The 25,461-nt window shown below is 34.5% G+C and carries 23 protein-coding genes; 13 read left to right on the top strand and 10 right to left on the bottom strand.

Going from position 1 to position 25,461, the window contains the following annotated elements; all coding sequences use genetic code 11:
• Positions 1–93 precede the first annotated feature (93 nt).
• From SVZ03_04570 to SVZ03_04535, 8 genes are all read left to right on the top strand, one after another.
• Positions 94–444 (top strand): thioredoxin, encoded by a 351-nt coding sequence (locus tag SVZ03_04570; GenBank protein ID MDY6933482.1) that lies wholly within the window; start codon positions 94–96, stop codon positions 442–444.
• A gap of 146 nt (positions 445–590) precedes the next feature.
• The gene (locus SVZ03_04565; GenBank protein ID MDY6933481.1) at positions 591–725 is read left to right on the top strand and encodes a hypothetical protein; all 135 of its coding nucleotides are present in this window, start codon (positions 591–593) and stop codon (positions 723–725) included.
• A 3-nt stretch (positions 726–728) separates the two neighbouring features.
• Entirely contained in the window at positions 729–1,949 is a 1,221-nt protein-coding gene (locus tag SVZ03_04560) for an FAD-dependent oxidoreductase (GenBank protein MDY6933480.1), read from the top strand.
• A 37-nt stretch (positions 1,950–1,986) separates the two neighbouring features.
• On the top strand, positions 1,987–2,316 hold the full coding sequence (gene trxA, locus SVZ03_04555) for a thioredoxin (GenBank protein MDY6933479.1): 330 nt from the start codon (positions 1,987–1,989) through the stop codon (positions 2,314–2,316).
• 55 nt (positions 2,317–2,371) lie between these two features.
• The gene (locus tag SVZ03_04550; protein ID MDY6933478.1) at positions 2,372–2,653 is read left to right on the top strand and encodes an iron-sulfur cluster assembly protein; all 282 of its coding nucleotides are present in this window, start codon (positions 2,372–2,374) and stop codon (positions 2,651–2,653) included.
• A 31-nt stretch (positions 2,654–2,684) separates the two neighbouring features.
• A complete protein-coding gene (locus SVZ03_04545) occupies positions 2,685–3,272 on the top strand; it encodes a DnaJ domain-containing protein (GenBank protein ID MDY6933477.1) in 588 nt (195 codons plus the stop codon).
• Between the two features lie 117 nt (positions 3,273–3,389).
• Positions 3,390–3,836 carry a hypothetical protein gene (locus tag SVZ03_04540; GenBank protein ID MDY6933476.1) on the top strand — a complete coding sequence of 149 codons (447 nt, stop codon included), beginning with the start codon at positions 3,390–3,392 and terminating at the stop codon, positions 3,834–3,836.
• Between the two features lie 141 nt (positions 3,837–3,977).
• The gene (locus SVZ03_04535; protein ID MDY6933475.1) at positions 3,978–5,345 is read left to right on the top strand and encodes a phosphate acyltransferase; all 1,368 of its coding nucleotides are present in this window, start codon (positions 3,978–3,980) and stop codon (positions 5,343–5,345) included.
• A gap of 523 nt (positions 5,346–5,868) precedes the next feature.
• Here SVZ03_04535 and SVZ03_04530 read toward each other — a convergent pair.
• On the bottom strand, positions 5,869–6,327 hold the full coding sequence (locus SVZ03_04530) for an efflux RND transporter permease subunit (GenBank protein MDY6933474.1): 459 nt from the start codon (positions 6,325–6,327) through the stop codon (positions 5,869–5,871).
• Between the two features lie 34 nt (positions 6,328–6,361).
• Positions 6,362–6,991, bottom strand: coding sequence for an efflux RND transporter periplasmic adaptor subunit (locus SVZ03_04525; GenBank protein MDY6933473.1), 630 nt, complete (start codon positions 6,989–6,991; stop codon positions 6,362–6,364).
• A 442-nt stretch (positions 6,992–7,433) separates the two neighbouring features.
• On the opposite strand from SVZ03_04525, the gene SVZ03_04520 reads away from it, so the two are divergent.
• Positions 7,434–8,975, top strand: coding sequence for a DEAD/DEAH box helicase (locus SVZ03_04520; protein ID MDY6933472.1), 1,542 nt, complete (start codon positions 7,434–7,436; stop codon positions 8,973–8,975).
• Positions 8,976–9,124: 149 nt separating this feature from the next.
• Here the strand turns inward: SVZ03_04520 and rpsA are convergent, their stop codons facing one another.
• Positions 9,125–10,369, bottom strand: coding sequence for a 30S ribosomal protein S1 (gene rpsA / locus SVZ03_04515; protein ID MDY6933471.1), 1,245 nt, complete (start codon positions 10,367–10,369; stop codon positions 9,125–9,127).
• 245 nt (positions 10,370–10,614) lie between these two features.
• Here rpsA and SVZ03_04510 point away from each other — a divergent pair, with 245 nt between their 5' ends.
• Entirely contained in the window at positions 10,615–10,989 is a 375-nt protein-coding gene (locus SVZ03_04510; protein MDY6933470.1) for a CBS domain-containing protein, read from the top strand.
• Positions 10,990–11,081: 92 nt separating this feature from the next.
• Here the strand turns inward: SVZ03_04510 and SVZ03_04505 are convergent, their stop codons facing one another.
• The 3 genes from SVZ03_04505 to lepB form a co-directional block, all read right to left on the bottom strand.
• The gene (locus SVZ03_04505; protein MDY6933469.1) at positions 11,082–12,944 is read right to left on the bottom strand and encodes a 6-hydroxymethylpterin diphosphokinase MptE-like protein; all 1,863 of its coding nucleotides are present in this window, start codon (positions 12,942–12,944) and stop codon (positions 11,082–11,084) included.
• 5 nt (positions 12,945–12,949) lie between these two features.
• Positions 12,950–14,755 (bottom strand): penicillin-binding transpeptidase domain-containing protein, encoded by a 1,806-nt coding sequence (locus tag SVZ03_04500; protein ID MDY6933468.1) that lies wholly within the window; start codon positions 14,753–14,755, stop codon positions 12,950–12,952.
• Between the two features lie 274 nt (positions 14,756–15,029).
• On the bottom strand, positions 15,030–16,118 hold the full coding sequence (gene lepB / locus SVZ03_04495) for a signal peptidase I (GenBank protein ID MDY6933467.1): 1,089 nt from the start codon (positions 16,116–16,118) through the stop codon (positions 15,030–15,032).
• Positions 16,119–16,601: 483 nt separating this feature from the next.
• Here lepB and SVZ03_04490 point away from each other — a divergent pair, with 483 nt between their 5' ends.
• Positions 16,602–18,518: a helicase-associated domain-containing protein gene (locus SVZ03_04490; protein MDY6933466.1), complete on the top strand. Its 1,917-nt coding sequence runs from the start codon at positions 16,602–16,604 to the stop codon at positions 18,516–18,518.
• Here the strand turns inward: SVZ03_04490 and SVZ03_04485 are convergent.
• The 3 genes from SVZ03_04485 to SVZ03_04475 form a co-directional block, all read right to left on the bottom strand.
• Complete coding sequence (locus SVZ03_04485; GenBank protein MDY6933465.1) at positions 18,515–18,787, bottom strand: hypothetical protein; 273 nt, start codon at positions 18,785–18,787, stop codon at positions 18,515–18,517. The genes SVZ03_04490 and SVZ03_04485 overlap by 4 nt on opposite strands.
• 19 nt (positions 18,788–18,806) lie before the next feature.
• On the bottom strand, positions 18,807–19,817 hold the full coding sequence (locus SVZ03_04480; GenBank protein MDY6933464.1) for a hypothetical protein: 1,011 nt from the start codon (positions 19,815–19,817) through the stop codon (positions 18,807–18,809).
• Positions 19,818–19,939: 122 nt separating this feature from the next.
• The gene (locus tag SVZ03_04475; protein MDY6933463.1) at positions 19,940–21,055 is read right to left on the bottom strand and encodes an LptF/LptG family permease; all 1,116 of its coding nucleotides are present in this window, start codon (positions 21,053–21,055) and stop codon (positions 19,940–19,942) included.
• A 631-nt stretch (positions 21,056–21,686) separates the two neighbouring features.
• Here SVZ03_04475 and SVZ03_04470 point away from each other — a divergent pair.
• Positions 21,687–24,401: a UPF0182 family protein gene (locus SVZ03_04470; GenBank protein ID MDY6933462.1), complete on the top strand. Its 2,715-nt coding sequence runs from the start codon at positions 21,687–21,689 to the stop codon at positions 24,399–24,401.
• Between the two features lie 185 nt (positions 24,402–24,586).
• Here SVZ03_04470 and SVZ03_04465 read toward each other — a convergent pair whose 3' ends face one another.
• On the bottom strand, positions 24,587–24,769 hold the full coding sequence (locus tag SVZ03_04465; GenBank protein MDY6933461.1) for a hypothetical protein: 183 nt from the start codon (positions 24,767–24,769) through the stop codon (positions 24,587–24,589).
• A 410-nt stretch (positions 24,770–25,179) separates the two neighbouring features.
• Between SVZ03_04465 and SVZ03_04460 the strand changes: the two genes are divergently transcribed.
• Positions 25,180–25,461: transposase (locus SVZ03_04460; GenBank protein MDY6933460.1), on the top strand; the 282-nt coding region annotated here is incomplete at its 3' end.

Below are 25,461 nucleotides of genomic sequence, written 5' to 3'. Positions count from 1 at the left end.
AGTGGGGTGCGGATGGAAAAGAAATAAGATTCAAAAATTATTTATAGCGGTTTCATAAGGTATAGAAGTTAGCACAATAATGGAGATAAAAAAATGGGAATGAATACAAAATTGAAACATATAGAATCATTAAAGGATTTTGAGGTTACACTATCCGATAATGATATGCTGGTAGTCTGTGCGGGTAGATGGGGACCAATGTGTATCCCTGTTTATAAAGTAATGGAGCATTTGGAATTAGTGAATAAATATAAGCATATTCAATTTCGCGTTGTAGAATTTGATAATGAGGCCGCTTCTCCAATAAAAAAAGCAAAAGAATGCAGTAGTTTTAGAGGATTACCATTCACAGTATATTATCGTAATCAAAAGATTGTGCATGCCACAACGAGTATTCAAACAAAGGCTCAAATTGAAGAAATTTGTGAAGAATGTTTTTTCTAATGCGCTTTATAACATTATGATGAATTCATTTTTAAGAATTAGGAATAATTAGTATAATAATTAAGAGAGCTATAGACATTTTTAATTTGGACTGTTTCCGTATTAAAAATCTACAATCCTAAGATGTAGAGAGTAGGAGGAATAGGATGTCACAAATAAATAAATTTATTGTTATAGGGTGTGGAGGAGCAGGAGCACCTGCCGCCATATTGTCAAAGAAATTAAATCCCAATCTTGAAGTTACAGTTATCCGTATAGAGCCTTATTTTATTGTAAGATGAGCATTGCCACATGTTGTAGCCGGTCTGGCTACTGTCGAATCTATTATCAATCCAGATAAAATTTTTTTTCAGGAAAGGGGGATTAAATCCCTAATAAATAAGGTCACCGCATTGGATACAAGAAAAAAAGTTCTTACCTTACAAAATGGCGATTCTCTTTCATATGATAAGCTATTGATAGCGACTGGGGCAAAACCGAAGGTTCCCCCTTTTCCTGGAAGAGATCTTGAGGGCGTGTACACCTTGAGAAGCACTCCAGAAGCGGAGAAAATGAAAATATTTATAGAAGAAAGAAGTGTAAAAAAAATGATCATTGTTGGAGCCGGTGCTATTGGATTAGAATTAGGAACGCTGCTTTTGACAACAAGGCCATCTTTGGATATAACTGTAGTCGAATTTCTTGATCGTCCACTTCCTCCAATGTTAGACAGTGAGTTGGCGCTCACGCTTATGGAGTATCTTACTCAGGAAGGGATCAGGCTAAAATTGGGAAATAGAGTGGAAAGAATCATTGGGAAAGATGGATTTGTATCAGGTGTGGAGCTTTCTACAGGGGAAATCATTCCCGCGGATATGGTTGTTCTTTCAATTGGAGTTCAGGCCAATTTAGAATTGGCAAAACAAATTGGTTTGGAATTGGGGGATATTGGGATAAAAGTGAATAAATTTATGGAAACCTCAAATCCAGACATCTTTGCCGCTGGAGATTGCGTGCAAATGGAAAGCCCTATTACAAAAAAACCTATTCCTGGTCAAAATCGCTCCACCGCCGTTATTCAAGGAAGATTGGTAGCGAAACAACTTGCCGGCTATAATATCGAATTCCCTGGTGTATTAAATAATTTAGCGGTTAAACTTTTTGACAAATCTATAGCTTCAGTTGGTCTGATTGAGGAGTTTGCCAACAAGGAAGGCATTAAAACAGTAAGCTCTGTAGTTGAGTCAAGAAACAAACACAAAATGATTAAGGGGCAGATCCCCTGGACACTGAAGTTAGTTTTTGATAAAAATTCTCAAAAATTGATTGGTGGGCAAATACTTAGTGATAGTGAGGCCCCTATGAAGGAGATAGATACAATCAATTATGCGATTAGAAGTGAAGCGACCGTTTCAGATCTCACCACTATAATGTGTGCCGCTCATCCTGATTTATCTTCAGAACCTAGCGCTGAGCCAATTGCGTTGGCCGCAGAGCAATCTCTCCAAAAATTTAAAGCTATTTGAGATAGCTTTTCAAGATCAATAAATGAGGAGAATTAAGATGGTAATCGAAATTACAGATCAAAATTTTGAGAAAGAAGTATTAAAAACAGATTTGCCTGTCCTCGTTGATTTTTGGGCGTCATGGTGTGGCCCATGCAAAAGGGTATCCCCAGTAGTTGATAAGCTATCAGAGAGCTATAATGATAAAGTCAAGTTTTGTAAGGTTAATATTGAAGAAGCTCGAGATACAGCCAGCAAATATGGAATAATGAGCATACCAACATTGATGTTTTTCAAGAATGGCGAGAATGTTGATGGGATCGTCGGAGCTGTGCCCGAGGAAATTATTAAGTCGAAAATTGAAAGGCTTCTATATGTGGTCATATAGTCTGAGTATTGGTAATGCTAATGATAAAAGAAGAATATAAGGGAATAAAAAGAGAGTGGAACTTAGAAAGAAAATAGTAGAAAAATTGAAACAAATTAAAGATCAAGGAACCACGGTAGATGTAATAAGTATGGGATTGATTAAGAATCTTATTGTGACTGAAGATGCAAAAGTCTCTTTTGAAATACAACCCTCATCCTCTATCTGTCCATTGGTTTTTTCTTTAGCCCATGATATTAAAAACTCTCTATTGAAATTGAATGAAATAAAAGAGCTTAATATAACAATAATAGGTCATCAGATGGCTGATGATATAAATAAATATCTTACAGAATGATCAAATAATTGTAGTTATCTTAATATTTTAAATGAGTATAATAGATTATTATCGAGTTTTAGATTTAGAGCGGGATGCGTCAGCGCAGGATATAAAAAAGGCATATAGACAGTTAGCTTTTAAGTATCATCCTGATCAAAATAAAATGGATGCCAATGCAGAAGAAAAATTTAAGGAGTTAAATGAAGCCTATGCGGTATTGGGTGATTCTAAAAAAAAAGAGTTATACGATCAAATTGAGTATAGCAACTTTTGGAAGCATAATTCAGATGAAAATGCAACCAGTTTTAGACATAGAAATGATATAAAATCTGATCCCGCCTTTTACGGTAGGAAGGGATGCCATAGAAGAAAGAAGTATGACAGGGGTTGTGCTTTCCGAACTGGCAGGTCAAGGAACTTCATCTTTGATGATAAAATTATATATAAAATAAATATTACTACTGACGAAGCGCTTTATGGTACAGAAAAAGTTATACCAATTGAGATTTTAGGGAGAGTTAAATTAGTTAAGCTAAATATTACTTCAGATATAATGAATGGTGATGTTATAAACTTCTCAATTGCCGATGAAGGAATATCGATTAAATATGTTTATATTAAAATAAATATAATATAATTATTATAATAAATCGAGGTTATAGATTTATCAGAAATTGAGAAGAAATGAATTCAATATAATAAAGGGATACTATCAATAACTATAAGAAAAAATATAATAAATTAGGAGAAGAATATGACAGAAGTAAAAGATTTATTGATATTTGTAAATAGTGGAGCAGATAAACCCTATAATCAATATGCCGCTTATGTAATTGCTTTTGTTGCAAAACAGGTGAAAAAAATTGATAATGTTACGGTATATTATGGCCCACAAGGTGTAAGCATGAGCAAGAAAGGAGAACTAGCAAAATTTGCTATTCAGAGTTCAGTAAAAGAACTATTATCTGGTCAAATTGACGGTCTCTCTGCCTCTGATTTACCTGATAATCTTGAGCAGCTTGCAATATTCTTAAGCAGTAAGCTTGGAGTGACAATTGCTTCCTGTGGTACTTTTCATGTTATTGACGGATTTGCCAGTAACATTGATGATAAATCAAATGTGGAGGATTTTATCATCCCTTTGGAAGTGCCAAAAGCTGTCGAAGCCTTGCTGAAGGCTGATAAAGTGCATTATATGTAAATGTGTTTGGATAGTATCCCTAATTTGTAGTTTCAACACATTTACAATTGAGTAATTATTATATAAAAACAATATCTATTTATAATATATGAAATGTTAAAGTAGATTTGTGAATAAATATATATTAGGTGGAGCTAACACATGCAGTCAACAAACTTGACATTATATGACAGTCTAATCGAGAGAGCGTCAGATCTTGCTCAAAAGGTTGGCAGAAAAGCAAGAGTGCTGGTTACTGACGATATTACTAATAACCTTTACAGTTCTGTTGCTAAAGAAGTTAATGATTTTGCTGAATTGATCAATATTGATACAAGTTTTGCAAAGGAAAAGCTTGCTGAATATAAGGGATATAAGGATGATCCTCAAGGTATGCTAAACAGAAAGACTAAGATTGATAAGTTAGACGAGACATTGTCAATGATGTATAGCTCGTTTGGCATTAGCGAGGAAGAGGTCTTGCCCTTCCTCTCGGCTTCGCTTGAACTCAAATCAAATAGGGCAGATGCTTTATTAGGAGGTATTGATGTTCCAACTGAAGCAATGATTGTTGGTTGTTCTTTGGTACTTGATTATAAGACTCCTTCAGCAATATTCTTTTCTCAAATGAGAAGGCTTGATTCCATTGGAATTGTTAAAGAACACCCTGATAATATTTTTGAGTTAACCCTTCCTGATGGGAATGAACTTATTGTATCTTATCCAATTGATAATTCAGATGTAAAAGGAATTGTTGATGCGGCTAATAGAGCCTCTGATATGCTCAGTAATCCAATTATAGCCTTTGTATCCTTTTCAACTGCGGGTTCATCAAATCATGATCATCCAGGGCTTATGAAGAGAGCTAGTGAGATGTATATTCAAAGCGGTGGAAGGGGTGTCTGTTTTGGCGATATACAGTTAGATGCTTCGCTTGACAGGCATATAATGTTAAAAAAATTAGGTGGATATGATCCATTCAATGGGGAAAATGCTAATTGTCTGATTTATTCTGATGCCACCTCCGCACATTCAATAATAGATTATTTTGAATGGGCCTATAATAATTATTATGGTAGGTCGGGTAATATTATTGCCATAAGTGATATGGCGATAAAGCCGAATCCAGCGCCAATTCAATTAGCTCAGATAATGATTGAAAGTATATCAACATTTAAATTAATAGTCGGTGTAAAACCAGTTGTTGCTCTTATAGGTCATGATAAAATGACAATAGAAAAGATTCGAAAAACCATCTCTCTCTTGCCAGAAGGATATAAGTCATATTTATATAGTGCAGATGCAATGACATTAAGAGATGCGCTTTCCACAGAGACGACCCTATTCATATACCCTGAGCTTGCTTATGGGAATCCAGCATACAAGGCATGGCAATTATTAAATCCTGGTTTTTTTGTTACTCAGGGTTTTGAAAAACCAGTTTGCGATCTCTCCAGAGGAGATGATAATAGCCCTGAAAGAATAAGATCAACCATTGCATATCTTTGCATATCCTGCCTAGATAATTAGGCCTAAAACAGTCATATCTTGCTGAAATCTAAATTTTCCTTTTCAGAATAATAAATTTGCTGGTGAAGTGACTGTAAATCAGACATTTAAGGTTTTTAATTGCAAGAGATAACCTCTATATATTCAAGGAATTATTTTATTAAAGTTGTAAATATTGTCATCAGCACAGGTCTTACCCTCACAAGAGCGCCATTGATAACTGCTTCTTTTATTTTCATGCAATCCTGTCTTAATTGATTGATACAGGTAACAAGCACAAGTCCGTTTGCATAGCAATAATAAAAAGCGCAATTAAACCAACAGATGTCGGGATTGATAAATATTCTCCTGAAATCAAAAGACCGAATACACCATCTATAAGAGCAAGAGGAACATTAAAAAAAATAAAAAGCGCATTTTTATATTTCCCAATGATAAAAAAAGTATTAAAAAGATTAACAAAAAGGCAAGTGGTACTATTACAAATAATGGAGCCAATGAGAGTTTTCTTTACCGTCCATGTGGCATTTCCCACAAGCATAGTCTAATTATAATAAAATACTAATTCAACATCCGCTGGAAGAGCCTTCTGTACTTCAATAAACTTTTCTTTAAGGCGCTCGATTACTCTGAATGTATTTTCCCCATAAAGCTTTAGTACAATTCCGGCAACAACCTCATCAGATCCATTTCGAATGAAGATTCCTCTTCGAATTTCATTACCATATTCAATCCGGGATACATCGCTAAGACGAATTGGGAATCCATTCACTACTTTAAGCTTGATATCACCTATATCCTCAAGCGTCCTGATTAAACCAATTCCTCTAACAAGATACTCTTCTGAACCAAACACAATAAACTGCCCGCCTTCATTGCCATTATTAGAATTAATGCTTTCAACTACCTCGCTGAGACTAATTTTATACTGCGCCAGAGCAGAGGGATTCAGTTTAACCTGATATTGCAATACATGACCCCCCATAGAAAAAACCTTTGTCACACCCGGTACACTCTATAACTGATATTTTAGTACCCTATTGATGTCCATAACCTGCATGCCCTCCAATATTGCTCATTACAAATTTAGCCTTAAACTTGAAGGAGCCAATACCAACATAAGAATCCCCAATATTCAAACCTGAAAGGAGATGACTATAATGAATGCCCTTTTCCCCAATACTAAAAGTGACAAGTCTGTAAACGCCTTTCCCTTCCGGTACAAAAACACAGGGCTTTTCATCAATCACCTGTAGAGCATTATTGGATATTATAGGTATACTCTTGCCAGTTATCAGCACAATCTTTCCTTTAACAAACATACCAGGTTGAAATTGATTATTCCTGTTTGGAAGCACCACCCTAGCGATAAAACCTCTTGTCTCTTCATTAAAGATTGGTTGAATATAAGAAATAATTCCTGAAGCCCTTATATGAACACCAACAGACTCGATATCGACTTTTTGGCCAATTTTAATAATATGGAGGTTTTTTATATAAACTGCGAGATTGATCCATACTATTGAAAAATTTGCTATTTTATATACAGTTGTTTCATCAGAGAAAAACTTGCCGAGAGTAATATGTTTCTCAATTATTCTGCCAGGAATTAATGATCTTATATGATATGATGATAAACTTTCATTGCTTTCTATTATAGCAAGCACCTCGCCTGTTTTATCATTATCCTCAGGTTTTTTTATAAATCTTTTTGTATCGCTTCAATGAAATGGGACAATATTTACCAATTATCAATTCTATACTTCTACATAGACAAACATTTACTGTAAATATAATAAAATGTGTTTCTGCAATTTTATCACTTTCCAATAACTGCGCTATCAATTATAATGACTTAAAATTATTTATGAAATATTTATCTTATGAAAATCATTTTTATATTGATTTATTACAACAAATGCCTTTTTGTTGTCTCTTTCATCAATAATATTATTAATAGTAAGATAAAGAAAGCACATAAGTCTTTATAGTATTGATATGGAGAAATGTATTTCTATTCATACTGTATAGACAAGTTATGAAATTCGACCTTTAAGAAAGTTATAATTATTACCACTTAGGGGCAATATAATAAACAAAGAGATAATTATGAAATTTACAGAACTTAATTTAAACGAAAAACTCCAGCATGGAATAGATGATGCTGGTTTTGTAAAATGCATGCCTGTTCAGGAAATCACCTTTACGCATACCTTTATGGGAAAGGATGTATATGTTCAATCTCAGACTGGAACTGGTAAAACTGCGGCCTTCCTGATCTCGATTTTTTACCTAATGCTTCAAAATGAACCTAATAAAAGACAGAAGGCCCTTGTCATCGCGCCTACACGAGAGTTAGCTGATCAGATAGGAAGGGAGGCTGAGGTGATAGGTAGGCATACAGGAGTTAAGTGTGGCACATTTTATGGTGGTGTCGGATATAATAGACAAGAAAAGTTGCTAAGAGATGGAGTAGACATTATAATTGGTACGCCAGGGAGGCTAATCGATTTCAGCAAATCTGGTAAACTGGATCTCAAAAAGATAGGTATACTGGTTATTGATGAGGCGGACAGACTCTTCGACATGGGATTCCTGCCAGATATCAGGAAAATGCTGAAAAAGCTGCCCTCAAAGAGTCATCGGCAGTCAATGTTGTATAGTGCAACACTGGATCATCGAGTTAAAAAGATAGCAAGCGAATATATGAATGATGCTGAAGAAGTCGAAATCGAACCAGACCAGATTACAGTTGAAAGCGTTTCTCAGAAGCTCTATCATGTTGGAAGAGAAGAAAAAATGAATCTGTTATTAGGAATTTTGAAAACTGAACAACCTAGGAATGCCATTGTCTTTACAAATACAAAACAGAAGGCTGTGGAAGTCGCAAAGCGATTGAAACATAATGGATTTAACTGTCAGTATATAATCGGCGATCTCCCTCAGAAAAAGAGATTGCAGATAATTGATCAATTAAAGTCGGACAAGATTCCATACCTCATTGCTACTGACGTTGCGTCACGTGGACTGCATATAGATGACCTTGAAATGGTGATCAACTATGATTTACCTGAAAATTCAGAGAGCTATGTTCACAGGATAGGTCGCACTGCACGAGTTGGGAAATCCGGAAAAGCGATATCACTCGTTTGCGAAAAATGTGTTTATAACCTGGAAGCGATTGAATCCTACACCAAAATGAAGATTCCGGTTGAATGGGCTGAAGATAATCTCTTTGAGGAGGACAAGGTTGCTAGTATGAACTTTTCAATGTCCAACAACATCGATGGCAGACAAAAAAGAAAAACCAATAATAAAAGGAAAAACAATCAAAGGAGAACCTCTTCAAACAGCAAAGATAAACATATACCAGTACAGGGTAAAAGACCAATCATAAAAGTAGAAAGGCCAAAAGTCGTCAAGGATTCTAAGGTCAAAGTGTGTAACGCTATAAAACCTATAAATGTTGAAAAACAATCACGTCCCTCAAGAAATGTATCCATTGATGAACGCCTTGAGTATTATAGTAAAAAATATGGGGAGAAGTTTATTGTTATTAATGATCGTGTTGATATGAAAAAGAAAAAAAATCGCAACTTTAGTATTAAAGGAATATCCAGTATCCTAAAAAAGCGAAAAAAAACTTCATAAGTTATACTCGATAATCCAGATGATTTCTTACTCCTCAATCTACTTAGCATGTTATTCAACTAAGTAGTAAAAAACCATGATATTAAACAGATAAGGATGGTCATTACGATATTTTGTGGGCTAATTGATGAATTGTAGGAATAGTCGTATCACTTTTTCTTATCAATTTTATCTTTAAGAAGGTCTCCCAGATTGCTAAAGGGATTATATGAATCATCCTTTTTATTCATATATTGCTGATAATTATTCATTTCGCTGTCCTTTTGACTGTATACTACAGGTCTCAAGGATATCCTTCTCTTCTCAATGTCCACCCCAGCGATCTGCACCTCAACTCTTTCTCCTTCATTAACAATCTCACGGGGGTGTTTTATCCTAGCGTTGTCTCCCAATTCAGAGATATGAATAAGACCGTCAAGGCCGGGCTCAAGTGTAACAAAAGCTCCAAAATTTGTAATACGCGTTATTTCTCCAGTATGATGTGATCCCTTGGTATATTTTATTTTAGCATCATCCCATGGATCTGGTTGGAGTTCTTTGATACTCAATGAAATCTTTTCATTCTCCCAATCCAGATTTATTACAGCAACCTCAATTTCCTGGCCTATTGATAATGATTGACGAATATCATCAACTTTACCTCTGCTTATCTCTGAGATGGGCAGCAAGGCCTGTATGCCCCCAATGTCAACAAATGCGCCAAAATCCTGAATAGATTTTACATGACCCTTAATCCTTTTCCCTTCATGTAATGAATCCTTTAGCGTCTCTATTTGAGCTTGTCGTTTTTCTTCAAGAATGGCTCTATTGGAAAGAATAATATTACGCCCATTCTCACTGAATTCAATGATCTTAAAAGGCAGATGCTCAGTAATGTATTTATCAATATTCTCTCGTCCCATGCCTATCTGTGAATATGGACAAAAGGCCCTGGTATTGCCTATCTTTACTTCACAACCGCCCTTGACCTCCCTCTCAACAAAACCTTCCACAGGAATTCCATTCTTATAAGCCATTTGTAATAGATCAAGTCCTGCATTCTCACCACTGATTCTGGTAGTAAAATGTAGCTCTTCATTCTGTGAAGATAATAGATATGCTTTAATTTTATCACCTTCCTTCACAGTCAGGTTACCATCTTCATCTATCAGTTCCTTTGCTTCAAGATATCCTTCACTCTTTCCTCCAACATTAAGAAATATCCATTCACCTGCTATCTTGATGATTTCGGCATCAACCATCTGACCGGTTATGTACATATGACTATCAACATGATTGTTTTCAAGTAGCTCAGCAAAATTCTGATTACATTCGTTATCTATAACTTCTTCATTCTCAACCGAGTTATCAATTAGATCATCTTGTTGATTTAAATCTGATTTTTCAGTACTCAATGGTGTATCTCCAATATTGTGATTATGATTATTTTTATAATATCATAATATATAAAAATATGATATCAATATTTTTGATTATAGTTTTTGAGATGATTAGTAATAACCAATAAGACCTATCATCCATTTTGATGTCAGGATGAGTAATAGTGCTTGAAAATTAAACATTATTAGTGTAATATATGACCGAAGTCTTTTAGCAATAAAGAATTATTTTGACTTCAATCATATTGGGAAGGTATATTTTGTCAACCGCAAAAGACATAATGATCACCAATGTAATTACAATAACAAAGGAGACACCAGTTCGCAAGGCAATCGAACTTATGCTGGAAAAAAGAATCAGCGGATTTCCAGTTGTATCAAGGGAACTGAGTCTGGAGGGTATTATCTCAGAGAAGGATCTACTACAATTAGCATTTTCAGATACCATTGATGGTATAACTGTTGAGGCATTTATGACAACTGAGGTAATATCATTTGAAGAGGATTCTGATCTATTCGATATATGTGATTATTTTATAAATCAGAATATCAAAAGGGTCCCGATTCTATCAGAGAATAAACTAGTTGGAATTATAAGCAGGAAGGATATGCTACAGTATATTTTGGAAATGTAAATACTCAGTAAAAATGGATTGGTTTAGTTACACCCAGTAGCATATGTCAATATATAATGTTATTGTATAATAATTATGAGAAGATCAGCCCATCATCCAAGAAGCGCTGTCATTTTATGAATAATTTTTTTATTGTAGAGTGAACCCTCCAAAAGCCCCGTATAGAGATAATTTGATCTCTTTGCCACAAGCTCATCATCGGTTAATGAATCATCCTTGTCGTCGATTTTATACCCCTCAGTTATTGTATGAATAACTCGTTGTATTGTGAAGCTAATCATATCCTTCAGTGTATCCCTTTTTTCTACAACCTTATCCACTTCTGATAACTTCCTTAAGATATAATCCAACTTCCCCTGATCCCTCATATTCATCTTTATCAGAGATACAAGCTCAAGAGAGAGGGACACAGCTCTCTCTAAAATTGGCAATAAAGAATTCAATTCACCTAACATCTCCTGACATACCTCAAGCAATCTCATTCTAATATTGTCACTTATGGGGGGGGTGATAATACTAGAGTTGTAGATCGAATTAATTTTATAAAAAATATCATCTTCTGCATCGTTAAAACAAATATCATCAGAAGCGATATGTCTAACCCCCTTAATAATAGCCCCATTGGTTGTTGCATTAATAATCTTATCATCGCCCCTCTTCTCAAACCATGAAAGAAAGATCATCATTTTTTGATTTGTATGAACCCTATCCCCCTTTATTCCATCAACATATATTTTTGGCAAAGCTGTTAGCTGATACCTATTAAACATTTGAATGCTGTATAATCTATATGTTCTTAGATAAATCTCCTCATCGAGATAAGAACCCCTTGCATGTGCCAGACCATTGGTGAATGCTAAATCCTGACCTACAAGAACGATGGGTGAGGCACCGATTCTTTTTGCAAAGTCATAGGCATTTGTCGCAACGGAACCCCCATATGCAAGCTCGCCCCTCTCGCCAGCCACATCTTCAATCCATTTCATCATTTTGAAGGCCATACCAGTGATGGCTATGTCTCCCTTAAAAAGACGAAATACAGATGGATGCACGGTTGGATCAGCAATCAATATTGTCTGTTTATGTTCATCACCCTCAAAATATCTGGCATTGACAACCTGAGGATCAACGGTAATGCAAAAATGGGGTTCAATGCCATATCTCTTAAGAATCTTATAGGAGGTGTCTACTGCAATGATTAGAGCCCTCCCTGCATTAGCCTGTACAAACTCCAAGCTCTCATATAGTGATGGCCCAGCGCCAACAATAATTGCTGGGACATCTTTAAATTGATTATAAAAAATATTCGCTCCAGGATAATGGTAAAAAGCTTGAATGTTCCTTGCAATATTTGCGCTCCATATTTTTTCGAACTTTGATAGTGTTGCAATATTCACTTCTTTGGTTGAAAGGTATGATCTCGCAATGTTTCTAATATTGTTATAATATTCAGGATCAACCTGAAAGGCCCCCCTTGGTGCAATAAATGAAACTCGATAAGTGGATTTTCCCCTTAAGGCATCAGATATGGCCTCCTCATCCGGATCAACCAAAAATTTCAATCTATTATCGCGGAGAATTGCAGTCAAATCGCGATGCCTTAGGGCCGCCCTTATCATCCAGAGATCCTTCTCAATAACAAGAATAAGCGCATCATCATTAATCAATTGTAATAATTCTTCTATCTGATAGGCAAACCCGAATCCAAAAACAATAAACAGATCAAACCTATCCACATCAATCTCTGCGACTAGTCTCTTAGCTTCCTTAATGGGATCGAACTTGCTATGGATAAAAACCCTCCTGCCATCCAACGCTAACTCTGGAACCTTATTGCCATCTCTGGAATCAACAACATTTACCTGACAACTGTCCCTTGAATTTATTATTTCTGTATGTAAGTGTGGAGAGGTCTCTCTAATTATAGATAGATTTGCATCATATAGTGATATCATTTCTTTCATCTCAAATAGAGTATAATCTCTTGGTCCTTCTTGATAGCTGTTCTCGATACAGGTTGCTGCTTATAGATCCTCCCATTCCCCTTAAATAAATATTTTACATTATGACTCTTTTTCATAGTGACTAGGACTTTAAGCGCTTGCGAGATACTCAGTCCCTTAAAATCTGGCAATGTTGAGCCATCAAATTTTCTTTCCTTAAATTGTATTTTTTGGGGTTCTCTATGTCCATGGGGATCGATCTTTACTCCCCTATATGGCAGCACTCTCTTGGCGATATTCGCAAAAATAGGGGCTGCGACTTTGCCACCTGATATTGCATTCTTAGGTTCATCAATTACTACCAAAATGCATATATCCGGATCTTCAAAAGGAGCTATGCCGATAAAGGAGGCTATCCATTTATTTGTATAATATCCGCCACTCTTCATGGGCTTCTGTGATGTTCCGGTCTTTCCAATAACATTATAATGCTGTAAAGCAGCCTTTTTGCCTGTTCCATTGATTATTACATCTCTCATTATTTTTAATACCTTTTTAGCCACTTCAGCCTTTATCACATTCCCCATTTTTTTTGGATAGAAATCCTTAATAATTGAACCGTCATCCCTCTCGAGGGATTCAATTATTCTTGGGACAATATACACACCCTCATTAGCTATAGCACAGAAGGCTCCTGCTAATTGTAAAATTGTAACTGATATCTCATGTCCAATCGAAATTGAATATTTTGATAAACCCGACCAATTATCTAATGAACGAAGAATACCATTCGATTCTCCAGGCAGATCAATGCCAATTCTTTTACCAAAACCAAGATGGTCTAAAACATTGAACAAATTCTCTTCGTTGATCTGCTTCATTATCTCAATAATCCCAACATTGCAGGAATACCTTATTATCTTTTTCAGGTTAACTCTTCCATGCCTGCCTGTGCAATTAATTGTTGTGTCTGCTATTTTTATTTTGCCAGAACAAAGAAATTTTTTGTTAAGAACATCAGGCCAACCCTCTAATATTGCAGCAAGGGATATTATCTTAAGCGTTGACCCAGGCTCAAATGAATCCACAACAGCAAAATTTCTAATAACCTCAGTGGAATACTTATAATAATAATTTGGATTATAATTAGGATATTTAGCAATAGCGAGTATCCTCCCTGTCTTAACCTCGATAATCACAGCCATACCCCTATATGCATCAAACTCCTCTACACCATTTTGAACTTCTCTTTCTGCTATATATTGAATAAACCTATCAATAGTAAGTTTTAGGTTTACGCCTACAACTAAGTCCTCGTCGTGCCTATGACTACCCCATTTGCCTCGACCAGAAAGGTGATCATCGAATCTAAATTCAATGCCCTCAAGGCCTCTATTATCAATATCAACAAAACCAATAATATTTGATGCTAAATTATCATGTGGATAGATTCTGTGAAATTCATTCTTAAAATACAATCCCTTTATATGCATATCCTCTATTCTTTTTACGATTTTATCATTCAATTTTCTCTTTAACCAGACAAATCTCTTTTTTTTCCTGAGCCTCTTTTCAATGATATGTTTGGGCCTACGTATATGGGGGGATAAAATTTTAGCTACCTCTTCAGGATTATCTATCTCTTCAGGATTAGCAAATAAGGAATCTCTCTCAATATTGATTGCTAGAATAAGACCATTTTTGTCCTTGATAAGGCCGCGTTTTATTTTCACCTCCTTATTAGTAGAAAGGTTTATTTTTTCAGAAAAGTGTAGATCATAAAATTTATAGATAAAAAAAAGGGCTATACCCAGAAAAAGCAAGCCCGTTATATAAATCCTTCTTATAAATATTCGTTGGTCCATTAATCAAAATAATAGTAAATCAATTCATTGCTCCAAATAAAATGAGAGAGTTAAGATCTCTATATTATCGTTGGAGGATAATAGAAAGGCAAAGCTTGCATGGAAAGCTGAATTGATAGCCTTCCATTCATCCATTAAAGGCATCTAATCATATAATATTTCTCTTAGACGAGGAGTCTTTCATTTATGGTGAGAATCGATATCACCAATAACTGATCTAAATAAATAAGATCTACCTAATCAATCCATATCTTGAAAAATCTAAATTCTTAACCTGCTCTGTGTTCCAATATAGAACAAATGCCCTGCCTTTTATCCTTTCAATAGGAAGATAACCAAAACCCCTGCTATCATACGAATTTTCTCGGTTATCTCCCATCGCAATAACCTTGCCCTCAGGCACCTTCCCTTCAATCCTTTTGTCGCTAAATCCTCTATAACTCGTTACTCCCTTAACATAAGGCTCTTCTAATCTCTTACCATTAATGTAAACATAACCACCCTTAATATGAAATTCATCGCCGGAAACAGCGATGCATCTCTTAATAAAATCCTTTTTCTCTTCATTAGGTGGTCTAAAAATAATAATATCCCCTCTTTTAATGCTTCGAAGACCTAAAAAATCTAGATGTATCGATTTCTCCATAGATAACATTTTGGGGATAATTGATCCATAGGTTATCTTTTCTACTAACAGATGATCTCCTACTAAGAGGGTATCTTCCATAGAACCTGTTGGAATATAATAAGCCTGAATAATAAACTCCCTTATGTGCATGGCCAAAATAAAAGCGACTAAAAGTGCTTCAAAAAAATCCCAAATCTTCTTGAATACTTCTGTTCTGTTGGGGAACATATCCTTAAAGTCTGAAAAAAAGCTATTGCGATCCTCTTCACTAAGAAGTGATAGAGGGAATGAAGATTTATCATTATTCCCTCGAATAATAAGATTTCCAAAAAGATCAACCTTAAGATATTGTATATCATCCCTGGGAATTTGAATATTCCCATCCCTCTTTTGCAGTTCAATGCTTTCAGCATGGACAATGATTCTGCTATTTTTATGTTTCATATACTTGATAATATGATTAAGGAATCTTATTATCAAAATAAGTGTTAGTGTTCCACCGAATATGAATGTCCATAATTCAAATGATGATTTAACAAATGGATCAATTGCTGCTATAAATATTGTAGAATAGATCAGAAGGAGGATATACCCCGCTCCCTTAAAAAAGAATTTAAGACTATCTGAACCAGAAATAACATTTAATTCCAAGTCTATAACTTCTGATTCCACAAAACTCAAGTATTGTAACATTATTGACTCCTGAAGACTCTCAATAGATAATATAATTGTAGATATACACTGTATGCGTTTGATAATTCATATATACCATTAACCTGTGATATTTTTTTACATTTGCTTTTACTCCCTAATTTCTGAAACCTTGAGTTACTACTATTAATATCAGCCTCTTCCTTCACACTATCAATATTTATTATGTTCATCTTTTTCACGCCCTTAATCAAGTCCAATCACCTTAATCGGATATGATCTAGTTAGTGAGGATATAAGTAGTGGGAAGAAAGTAAAACGACCTCGGATCTCTCACCAAGCAAAGGTGAGGATAGGGAGATTTCCATTTAATGGAGTTACTTCTCAGTTGTTGGCTACACACTTTAGAATATATAAATACGATGTTATACAAACATATTTAAGTACAATAACACAAATTTAATTGCATATTTGAGCATACTTGTATATTATATTATGATTTCAGTGTCCACAACTTTTTTAGTTATGAAAAAAATAACAGAAGCAATAAAAAGGCTTTCTCAAGATCAGATTGATGAACTGGCATCTATAGTTAAGATTAAAAAATCGGTCAATAATTACAATGAAACAATTATATCCAGGATTCTCTCTTTTAGGGGGATGAATTCAATCCTATTTGATCTAAAGCTTGACGAACTTAATGTATTATCCCTTGTATATCAGAATAAGAAGGGTATCACCTTTAGTGAGATTGAGAAGAACTTAAAGATCGATACTATAAAAATTGAAGAAATATCTAAACTTCTTGCCCAGAGATTGCTTGTATATGTATTAAAAAACAGGGAGAAACTTCACAATAAACTCGACAAGTTACATAATATATCAGAGGTGAGCGATTTTCTCACTCCCTTGAATGCGAATTCAATTATTTCATATATAAAAACAATTTTTAATTACCTGGAGAGTAAGGATTTAGACTCTAATAATTCTCCATTATCAAATAGCCCGATTCTGGAGGTAATAGATACAGTCAAGTATAAAGGCTATGCTAATAATTTGATTGAATTGATCTTTAAAAGTGGAGGAGTTCTATTATTAGAGGAGGCCTATAAATTAATACCTTCACAGGTGATAGAAGGACTACTCCTGGAATTGAAAAAAAAGAAAATAATTCATATTTGCCAGGATCTGAATATTTCTTCTAAATCATTTATTTTGCTTAGTGAAGGCCTATTTATTCTACTGTTAAATCAGCTACATTCGGAGAAAGTGATCCAGGGAAAGAGTTGTCACAATCACTATCATTTTCTTTTAAATATTATTAATACCTACGATACTGTCTCATCACATGGCCTTTCGCTAACCAAAGAGAATAGATTTCGAAAGATTGATAGTAATAGATTAACAAAATCCATGTTCAAGATCTATAATATTGAGAGAGAAGAGATAAATCCCAAATACACAGCTCAATTATCCCTATACGTCCTCAATTTCCTCAAAGGAGTTAAGATTAAGAAGGGTTCAATAATTATTACTCTAACAAATATTGAAAGGGAATTGAATAATCCTATTGAATTCTTGATAAAAGTATTTAATTTATTACCCCAAAAGGTTGATAATCGGCTCTTTGCCCCCCCCTTTATAATATATAATTCTGCAATACTTTTCCACCTAATGGAATTGATCTCTTTGTTCAATGAGAGTTCTATTTCATATCTCAGATCTGCATATTTAATTAAGCAATTATCAGAGATTAATAGTGAAAAAATAATCGATTTAATAAAGATTAGGGAGAATATACTATCCCAATTTAAATTAGGAATACATTTTTTATGTATAACTGGGATTATCGAGATCAACGATGGAATAATCAGGTTATCTGATATTGGATTAGAGATTGAGAGAAGGCGGTCAGATGAAAAAACTGAAAAGTCTATAGGTGTGTGTAATGATGAGGATAATGGGAGGATCTATATAAATCCTGATTTTTCTCTTATTATACCTAAAAATGAAATTCCATCGGAGGCACAATATCACATCCTAGCCTATTCAGATGTTATTAAAGATGATATTATTCTGCATGCCAGAATTAGCAAGGATTCTATTATCAGAGCATACAAAAGGGGGATGTCACAATCAAAATTGATTTCTACCCTGAGGAAGTTCTCAAACAATTCACTACCACAGAATCTAACTTATCTGCTAAATGAATGGCAAGAACAAACAGTTCAATTAAATATTTTAAACGCTACCATATTAAATGTCAGTCATCCCTCTTTTCTTGATGAACTCTCTCATAGCGATCTTCAAATGTGCATTATTGAAAGGATATCGCCTACTTATGCGATAATAGACAGGAGATATATCAATCGAATAATCAAGTTTACAAAAAAGAGCAATGTTTCAATAAAGCTCTTTGAGGATATTGATGGCTTTGATTAGTCCTCTGTTACTTCAATCTTTTGGGGAAATTTCCATTCCATATATGCGCTGAGTGCGTTTATTGTAATGTCCTTGACAAAGAATATTTTATCACCTAATCTTACGAGTCCTCCCTTATAGTGTGATAAACTCATTTTATGATCGACCCAACCAATTGGTTCAACCTCCTTCCAATTATTACATGTTCGCAGAACAGGAATCTTCTTTAAATATAATTCCCTAATCTTCCCATCTACGATTGTATCACTTAGCAGGTTTTCCCACTCCACAATTCAGTCTCTAATAGTCTTAATCTTTTCTTTTCTTGATTTTTTTTAGCTCATTCTTTAATCTAAGATTTTCTTCAAATAAACTCTTGTTGGCGTTTTTACTCTTAAGCAATTCCTCATGCAATTGCATCGTTTCCATCCTGCTAAGTTCAGAGAGCTTTTCATTGGCATCAATTACTTTAGTTGCCTCTAATAGCTTTTTTGAAGAAAAATCAATCACAGCCTCTTGGGCTTTAATGGTATTATCGGCATCTATACGCTCCTTTCTCCTCAATTCATCGAGCTGATCACCCGCCTTTATCCCATTACTTGCCTCTAATAGCTTTTCTGAAGAAAAATTAATCACAGCCTCTTGGGCCTTGATTATGCTGTTAGCATCAAGAAGCTCTTCCCTTCTCAAATTTTCAAGCATCTCCTCGGCCTCTATTCTGCTTCTCATATCAAAAATCTCCCTCTGTCGAGAAAGAGTAAATTTTTCTATAGCTTTATTCAATTTAGATTGCTCTAACATCAGACGTTTCTCATACTGTAATATCTTCTTAAAGGTCTCCTTCTCCTTTTCCGATGCAAATACATCCTTCCTGTTTATATCCATCATACTCTCAAAGGCCTCAATCCTAAATCCAATTTCTTGTGAAATATACTTCATGATTTCCTTATAACTCTCAACTATAACCGTTTTCTCAATCAATAGAATAAATTCTCTGGTAACTATTGGTCTGGATATAAATTCTAAATGTAATATGTCAAAGGATGCATCTATCGCTTCCTTTATTTGTCGTTTGGAGAGAATAGCATATTTTATAAATTTGCTGAGTCTCTTATCCTCTTTAAAGAGGTATAGAATTTGTAATAATTCGCTATTTTTAACATCAATTACAAAAATATTAATGTCATCATCAGCTATCTTTTCATTCTTGAAATTTTTTTTCTTTACTATATTAGTCGTAAGCCCTAATTCCTTGATTAGATTAGCAACATTTTCGCCTTCATTATGATCAGTTAAATACCAGACAATTACTCGTTCCATATTAACAACCATTATTAAAATTTGTTACAATTATAAAGAACAATATACAAAACACAACATTTTTTTGATATACTTATTTCTTTTGAAGGATTAAAACTGTTTTGTTTAATGTATAGAATAGTCTAATTCCTAAATTTTTCTTTTATAATAATCATCACACAACCTGCAAATAAGAGTATAAAATTTGCGCTCCATACTCCTAAAAATGGATATAGAATCCCTCTAATAGCAAAGGATTGCCCTGTCATAAAGAATACATAATATATGAAGAATACTATGATGCTGATACCAAATCCTATCCCCCTGCTGCTCCTTTTGGAGAATAATCCAATGGGCACTCCAATGATAGAGAAGACAAAGCAACTAAAGGGTATTGCCTGTTTCTTGAACAACTCTACCCAGTATCGAGCTATATCCCTATCCTCCATAAATGTTTTTTTGACTGTTCTCAATTTACTGTACAATTGTATGCTGTTCATCTCAGCCGGATTCAATTTATCCTTAGAATCATCATAATCTATTCCGCTATCTGTGAGTAAAATTTCAGCATTCCCATTACTAAAATCTATAACAGAAAAAGATGCATTATTGATTTTGCTTGAGAAGAATCTTCCTTCATAAAGGACCAGCATCTTGCTCCCATCACTATTGTTCTTCCATAACCCCCATTTAGCTTTAATGACATCCCATCCTTCACCATCGTTTTTATTGTAAAGAATTATATTATCTAACTTGCCATTTTCACGATCAATCCTCTCCACCCATATGGTCCTGTTGCCAAGAGATGAAAATATTTTATCTTCCAAAACGGTCACAGGACTGCTTTTTAGAATTTGGACAAAGGTTTTATTGTAGTTCTTATTGCTGTATACGAGAAGTGTATCATTAAAAAGTATCATGAACAACATAATAACTATGCTTGATATTACCGGAGGTTTATAGATCATATAGGATGAAATGCCGCTGGCCTGTAAGGCAGTTATTTCTGAATCAGATGAGAGTCTGCCAATTGATATTATTACAGAGATTAAAACAGACATGGGCACTGTGATTGATATGATACTTGGCAACATCAATAGAAATAGCTTAACCACTAGGAATGTTTCCACCTTTTTGGTTATAATTAAGTCAGCAAGAACAAATAATCTATTCAATAAGAGTATAAAAGTGAAGAATAGCAGACCGGTGATAAATGGCGATCCCTGTTCCTGTAATATATATCTAGTTAAGATTCTCATAATAGCGTTATTCAAACATCAATAGAAATTGAGGATTTGGATGAATCACTTTGAGTAGAGGTATTGATTTCTTCACATTGAAGACTCCAAAATAAACCTCTTTTCAGTGAGTAGACATAATTCCCTGACGGTTAATTTAATCTGATAGCTTATTAAAATCAAGATCATTCTATAAAACTCGTTTATTATTTAGGTACTGCTGAGTATTTTAATTGGAGCAGCCATGATGGATTCCTTCCCACAAGCTGAAGAAAGACATGAGTTTTTTTATCATTTAATATGTGAGCATTTATAATAGATGATAAATCATATGATCCACAATATATCGATATAAATGATATTGACTATATAAAGTTAAAATGCTTAAATGGTGACTCAAAGAATTATTTCGAAAATCCTCCCAAGTTTAAAGGAATAATGGAGAAATAGAATATACAAAGATGAAAATTTTGTTTCAGGCTTCTTGTATAACAAACTGTGTCAAACGATTATCATACATAAACCGCCATTTTTTAGTGAGTTCAACAATAGCAATAGGTTTTACCATAGATGAAGTATTGCATATCTTAGGAAAAGAATCAATATCTATCCTCAATAATATGAAGATACTATTTTAGTAGGGAGATCATACATGAACAAAAAGTTTATATGGGGACTTGGCATTTTTATTATTATCTATTTTTTTATTCAACTAATCTCTCATTTTTATATGGATTACCAATGGTTCAAGATTAACAAACACATAAATATCTTTTGGACATTATTCCTCTCAAAATTCTATGTTAATATTATATTCTCTCTGCTTTTTATAAGTCTATTCTCATTAAATTTTCTCTTAATAAGGATTCTTGCGGGAAAGGGCCGCATATTTACAAAAAATATTTTTGATAGATTACAATTGCCAGTTATAGGTTCAACCAAGAAGGCCCTCTTTTTATTTCTCTTTCTTGGTGTGGTTGCTATTGGATTGATGATGGGGATAACAGCATCAACCTACTGGAAGGAATGCCTCATATATCTAAACTCTGTTCCCTTTTCGAGCTTTCCTAAAGATCCCATATTTAAGAAGGATATCGGATTCTATATTTTTTCTATACCCTTCTATAAATTCTTTTTCAGATGGGGAATGTTTTCATTGGTAATTATTACAATCTTCTCCACCCTATTCCACATCCTAAATGGCGGAATATTCATAGAAAATAAAAGGGTGGATTTTTCTCTATTCTCAAGGGCTCACCTCTCCACGCTGCTTTCAATTATTGTATTTCTCATGGGAATTGGTTATAGAATATCAGCCTATGAGATTCTTCTCTCCCAGAGGGGAAGTTTTTATGGGGCAGGGTACACTGCTGTTAATGCGGAATTATTGGCATATAATGTGTGTATGATTATCTCCTTCATCGCATCAGCCTTATTGATCTTCAATATTTTCAAGAGAAGCTTCTTATTGCCCATTGTAATCCTCATAACCATTATACCCACATATTTTATTCTTGGAACAGTATACCCATCATTACAACAGAGGTTTGTTGTTGAACCCAATGAGCTGGATAGGGAAAAGCCATATATAAAAAACAACATATCCCTCACAAGAATAGCCTATGGGATAGATAGAGTAAAGGAGATGAATTTCTCGAACAATTCAAATTTAACCTCAAAGGATATGATTAAGAATCGAAATACACTGAATAATATCAGGTTATGGGATTGGCGTCCATTAAAGCAGACCTATAAGCAACTGCAGGAGCTGAAACCCTATTATCACTTTTATGATGTGGACGTTGACAGGTACATCATCAAAGGAAGCAAAATTGCTGTGAACCTGTCAGCGCGCGAACTCTCAATAGATAAGCTCAGCAAGAATAGTCAAACATGGATAAACCGACACCTGGTCTATACTCATGGATATGGATTGGTGTGCAGCAGGGTGGACAAGATAACACCTGAGGGTCTTCCTGAAATGTTAATATATGATATTCCTCCAAAATCAAAAATCAATATTGAGCCAAAGCTCCCTCAAATATATTACGGAGAGCATAATAATCCATATTGTATAACAAATACATCCATTGAGCCTGGTGAGTTCGATTATCCCTATGGTGATATGAATAGATATACAAAATATCAGGGAACCGGTGGAGACAGATTGAATTCATTCTTCAAAAGACTTCTGTATGCAATTGCGCTGGGCGATATGAATATCTTTATTTCAAAAAATATAGAGAGCAAGAGCAAAATACTATTTCGCAGAAATATTTCCACTATGGTTCGTAGTTTGACACCCTTCCTGGAGTTCGATAATGATCCCTATCTTATATTAGCAAATGACAAATTATACTGGATAATTGATGCTTACACTACAACAGACAGATTCCCCTATTCAACCCCTACGGATTTAGCTTTTGGTAAAATAAACTATATAAGAAATTCTGTAAAGGTTGTAATAGATGCATATAATGGCGAGATGAATTATTATATTGCTGATGACAATGATCCGATTCTGAAAACCTATGCTAACATATTTAAGGGATTATTTAAGAACATTTCACAAATGCCGGAGGAGATTAAAAATCATATCAGATATCCTGAAATGATATTCAATATCCAATCGAAAATCCTATTGAGATACCACATGACTAATATTAATGTTTTTTATAATAACGAGGATGCATGGGATATTCCAAGGCAGATCTATGAGAATAGTGAGGAGTTAATTCACAGTTACTATTTAGTGACAACTCTTCCGGATGAGTCAAGGAGCGAGTTTATACTCATAATGCCATTCACTCCAATAAATAAAGACAATATGATTTCCTTTCTCATTGCCAAATGTGATCCTCCATATTATGGTCAACTGATCCTCTATATACTTCCCAAGGAAAAGCTTAGCTATGGTCCCATGCAGATTGAAGCCAGGATAAATCAGGACGCTGAAATCTCAAAACAACTCACCCTATGGAGTCAAAAGGGATCAAGGGTTATAAGGGGAAATATGCTCGTGATACCTATCGAAGAATCTCTGTTATTCATTGAACCCCTGTATTTAAAGGCCGAGACCAGTGAGATGCCCGAATTGAAGAGGGTTATAGTATCCTTTTCGGATAAGATAGTAATGGAGGAGAATCTTAATGCTGCCCTTGACAAATTATTCTTAAAGGATCAATATACAAAATCGATGATATCTACAGGAAGCATGAGTAACAAGTTAAGAGAATATGCCTCAAGAGCCTTTCAGCATTTTCTACTGGCTGAAAAACATCTCCAAAAGGGGAATTGGGCTAAATACGGAGAGGAGTTAAGACATCTAAAAGAGATACTCAGGGTTATGAAAAACATAAAGGATTAGTTTATGATTTAGAAAAGAAGGTGCCTCTTCCTTTGTGGACTCAGGGGTTACTCACAAAGTAATACTAAAGTATATAATATTGACCAATATATGTTGAAATTATAGATTATTACCAATCGATGATAGAGGAATAATCTAAGATCAAATCTATTTTACCAGATGATATGTAAATGAAAAATAGTGTTTTAGTGATTTTCCATCTGACTTGTGGCTGGCGGGTAAATACCCTTTGCTCTTCTCCTGATAGCAATGCTAAATCTTATGAATCCAGAGATTACTACAAATCCTGCAATAATCCCTGAAATGCTAATAACGTGATGGATTGCTAAATGATATTCCTGAATAAGATTAATTATTGAGTTGTCCATTTGTTACTCCTAACCTGGCAAAGCCAGAACTAACTGGATTAAGGGATCTGAATCCTATCATTCAGTTGATCTAATCCTTTCCTTATTCTAACCTGTAACCTTATCTTAAATTTATAACCCTGCATATAGAAACATGGATTTCATGCTTAAGATGCTTACTTTGAGTATTTTCTCTTTTATGTGAGTTAATAAAATAATAATAATTTATGTCAATACTTAAATAAAAATTCTAACGAATTTTATAATTTCTCATGTAACTACTCAGCTATGGATACAATAATATTTTTACTTAAGGTTTCCTGAAGAAGTCGAAAGTACTGAAGAGTTGAAGTTTTTTGTGACATAATGCTTGCATTAAGAGCAAGGAAAATGTAAGAATTAGCTCAAAACCCTTGCACACGGAGGAACGGATGTATAGAAGGAAGCCATTAGGACAGCTTGAATTTGAAGATTTTTATCTTCCCTTTGGCGGTAAGCTCAGAAGTGACAATAGGTGGGTGAAGCTTGCGAAGCTGATTTCATGGGAAGAGATTGAAAAGTTATATTCAGATAGATTTTCAAAACATATGGGAGCCCCAGCCAAACCATTAAGGATTGCCCTCGGAGCATTGATAATAAAAGAGCGTAGTGGATTTACAGATGAGGAGACAGTAGAGCAGATACGAGAGAAACCATATTTACAGTATTTCATT

The sequence above is a fragment of the Spirochaetota bacterium genome (genome assembly GCA_034190085.1).
Lineage (GTDB): Bacteria > Spirochaetota > UBA4802 > UBA4802 > JAFGDQ01 > JAXHTS01.
Note: the sequence above shows the minus strand (reverse complement) of the source record. Positions and strands in the feature narration are given on the sequence as shown.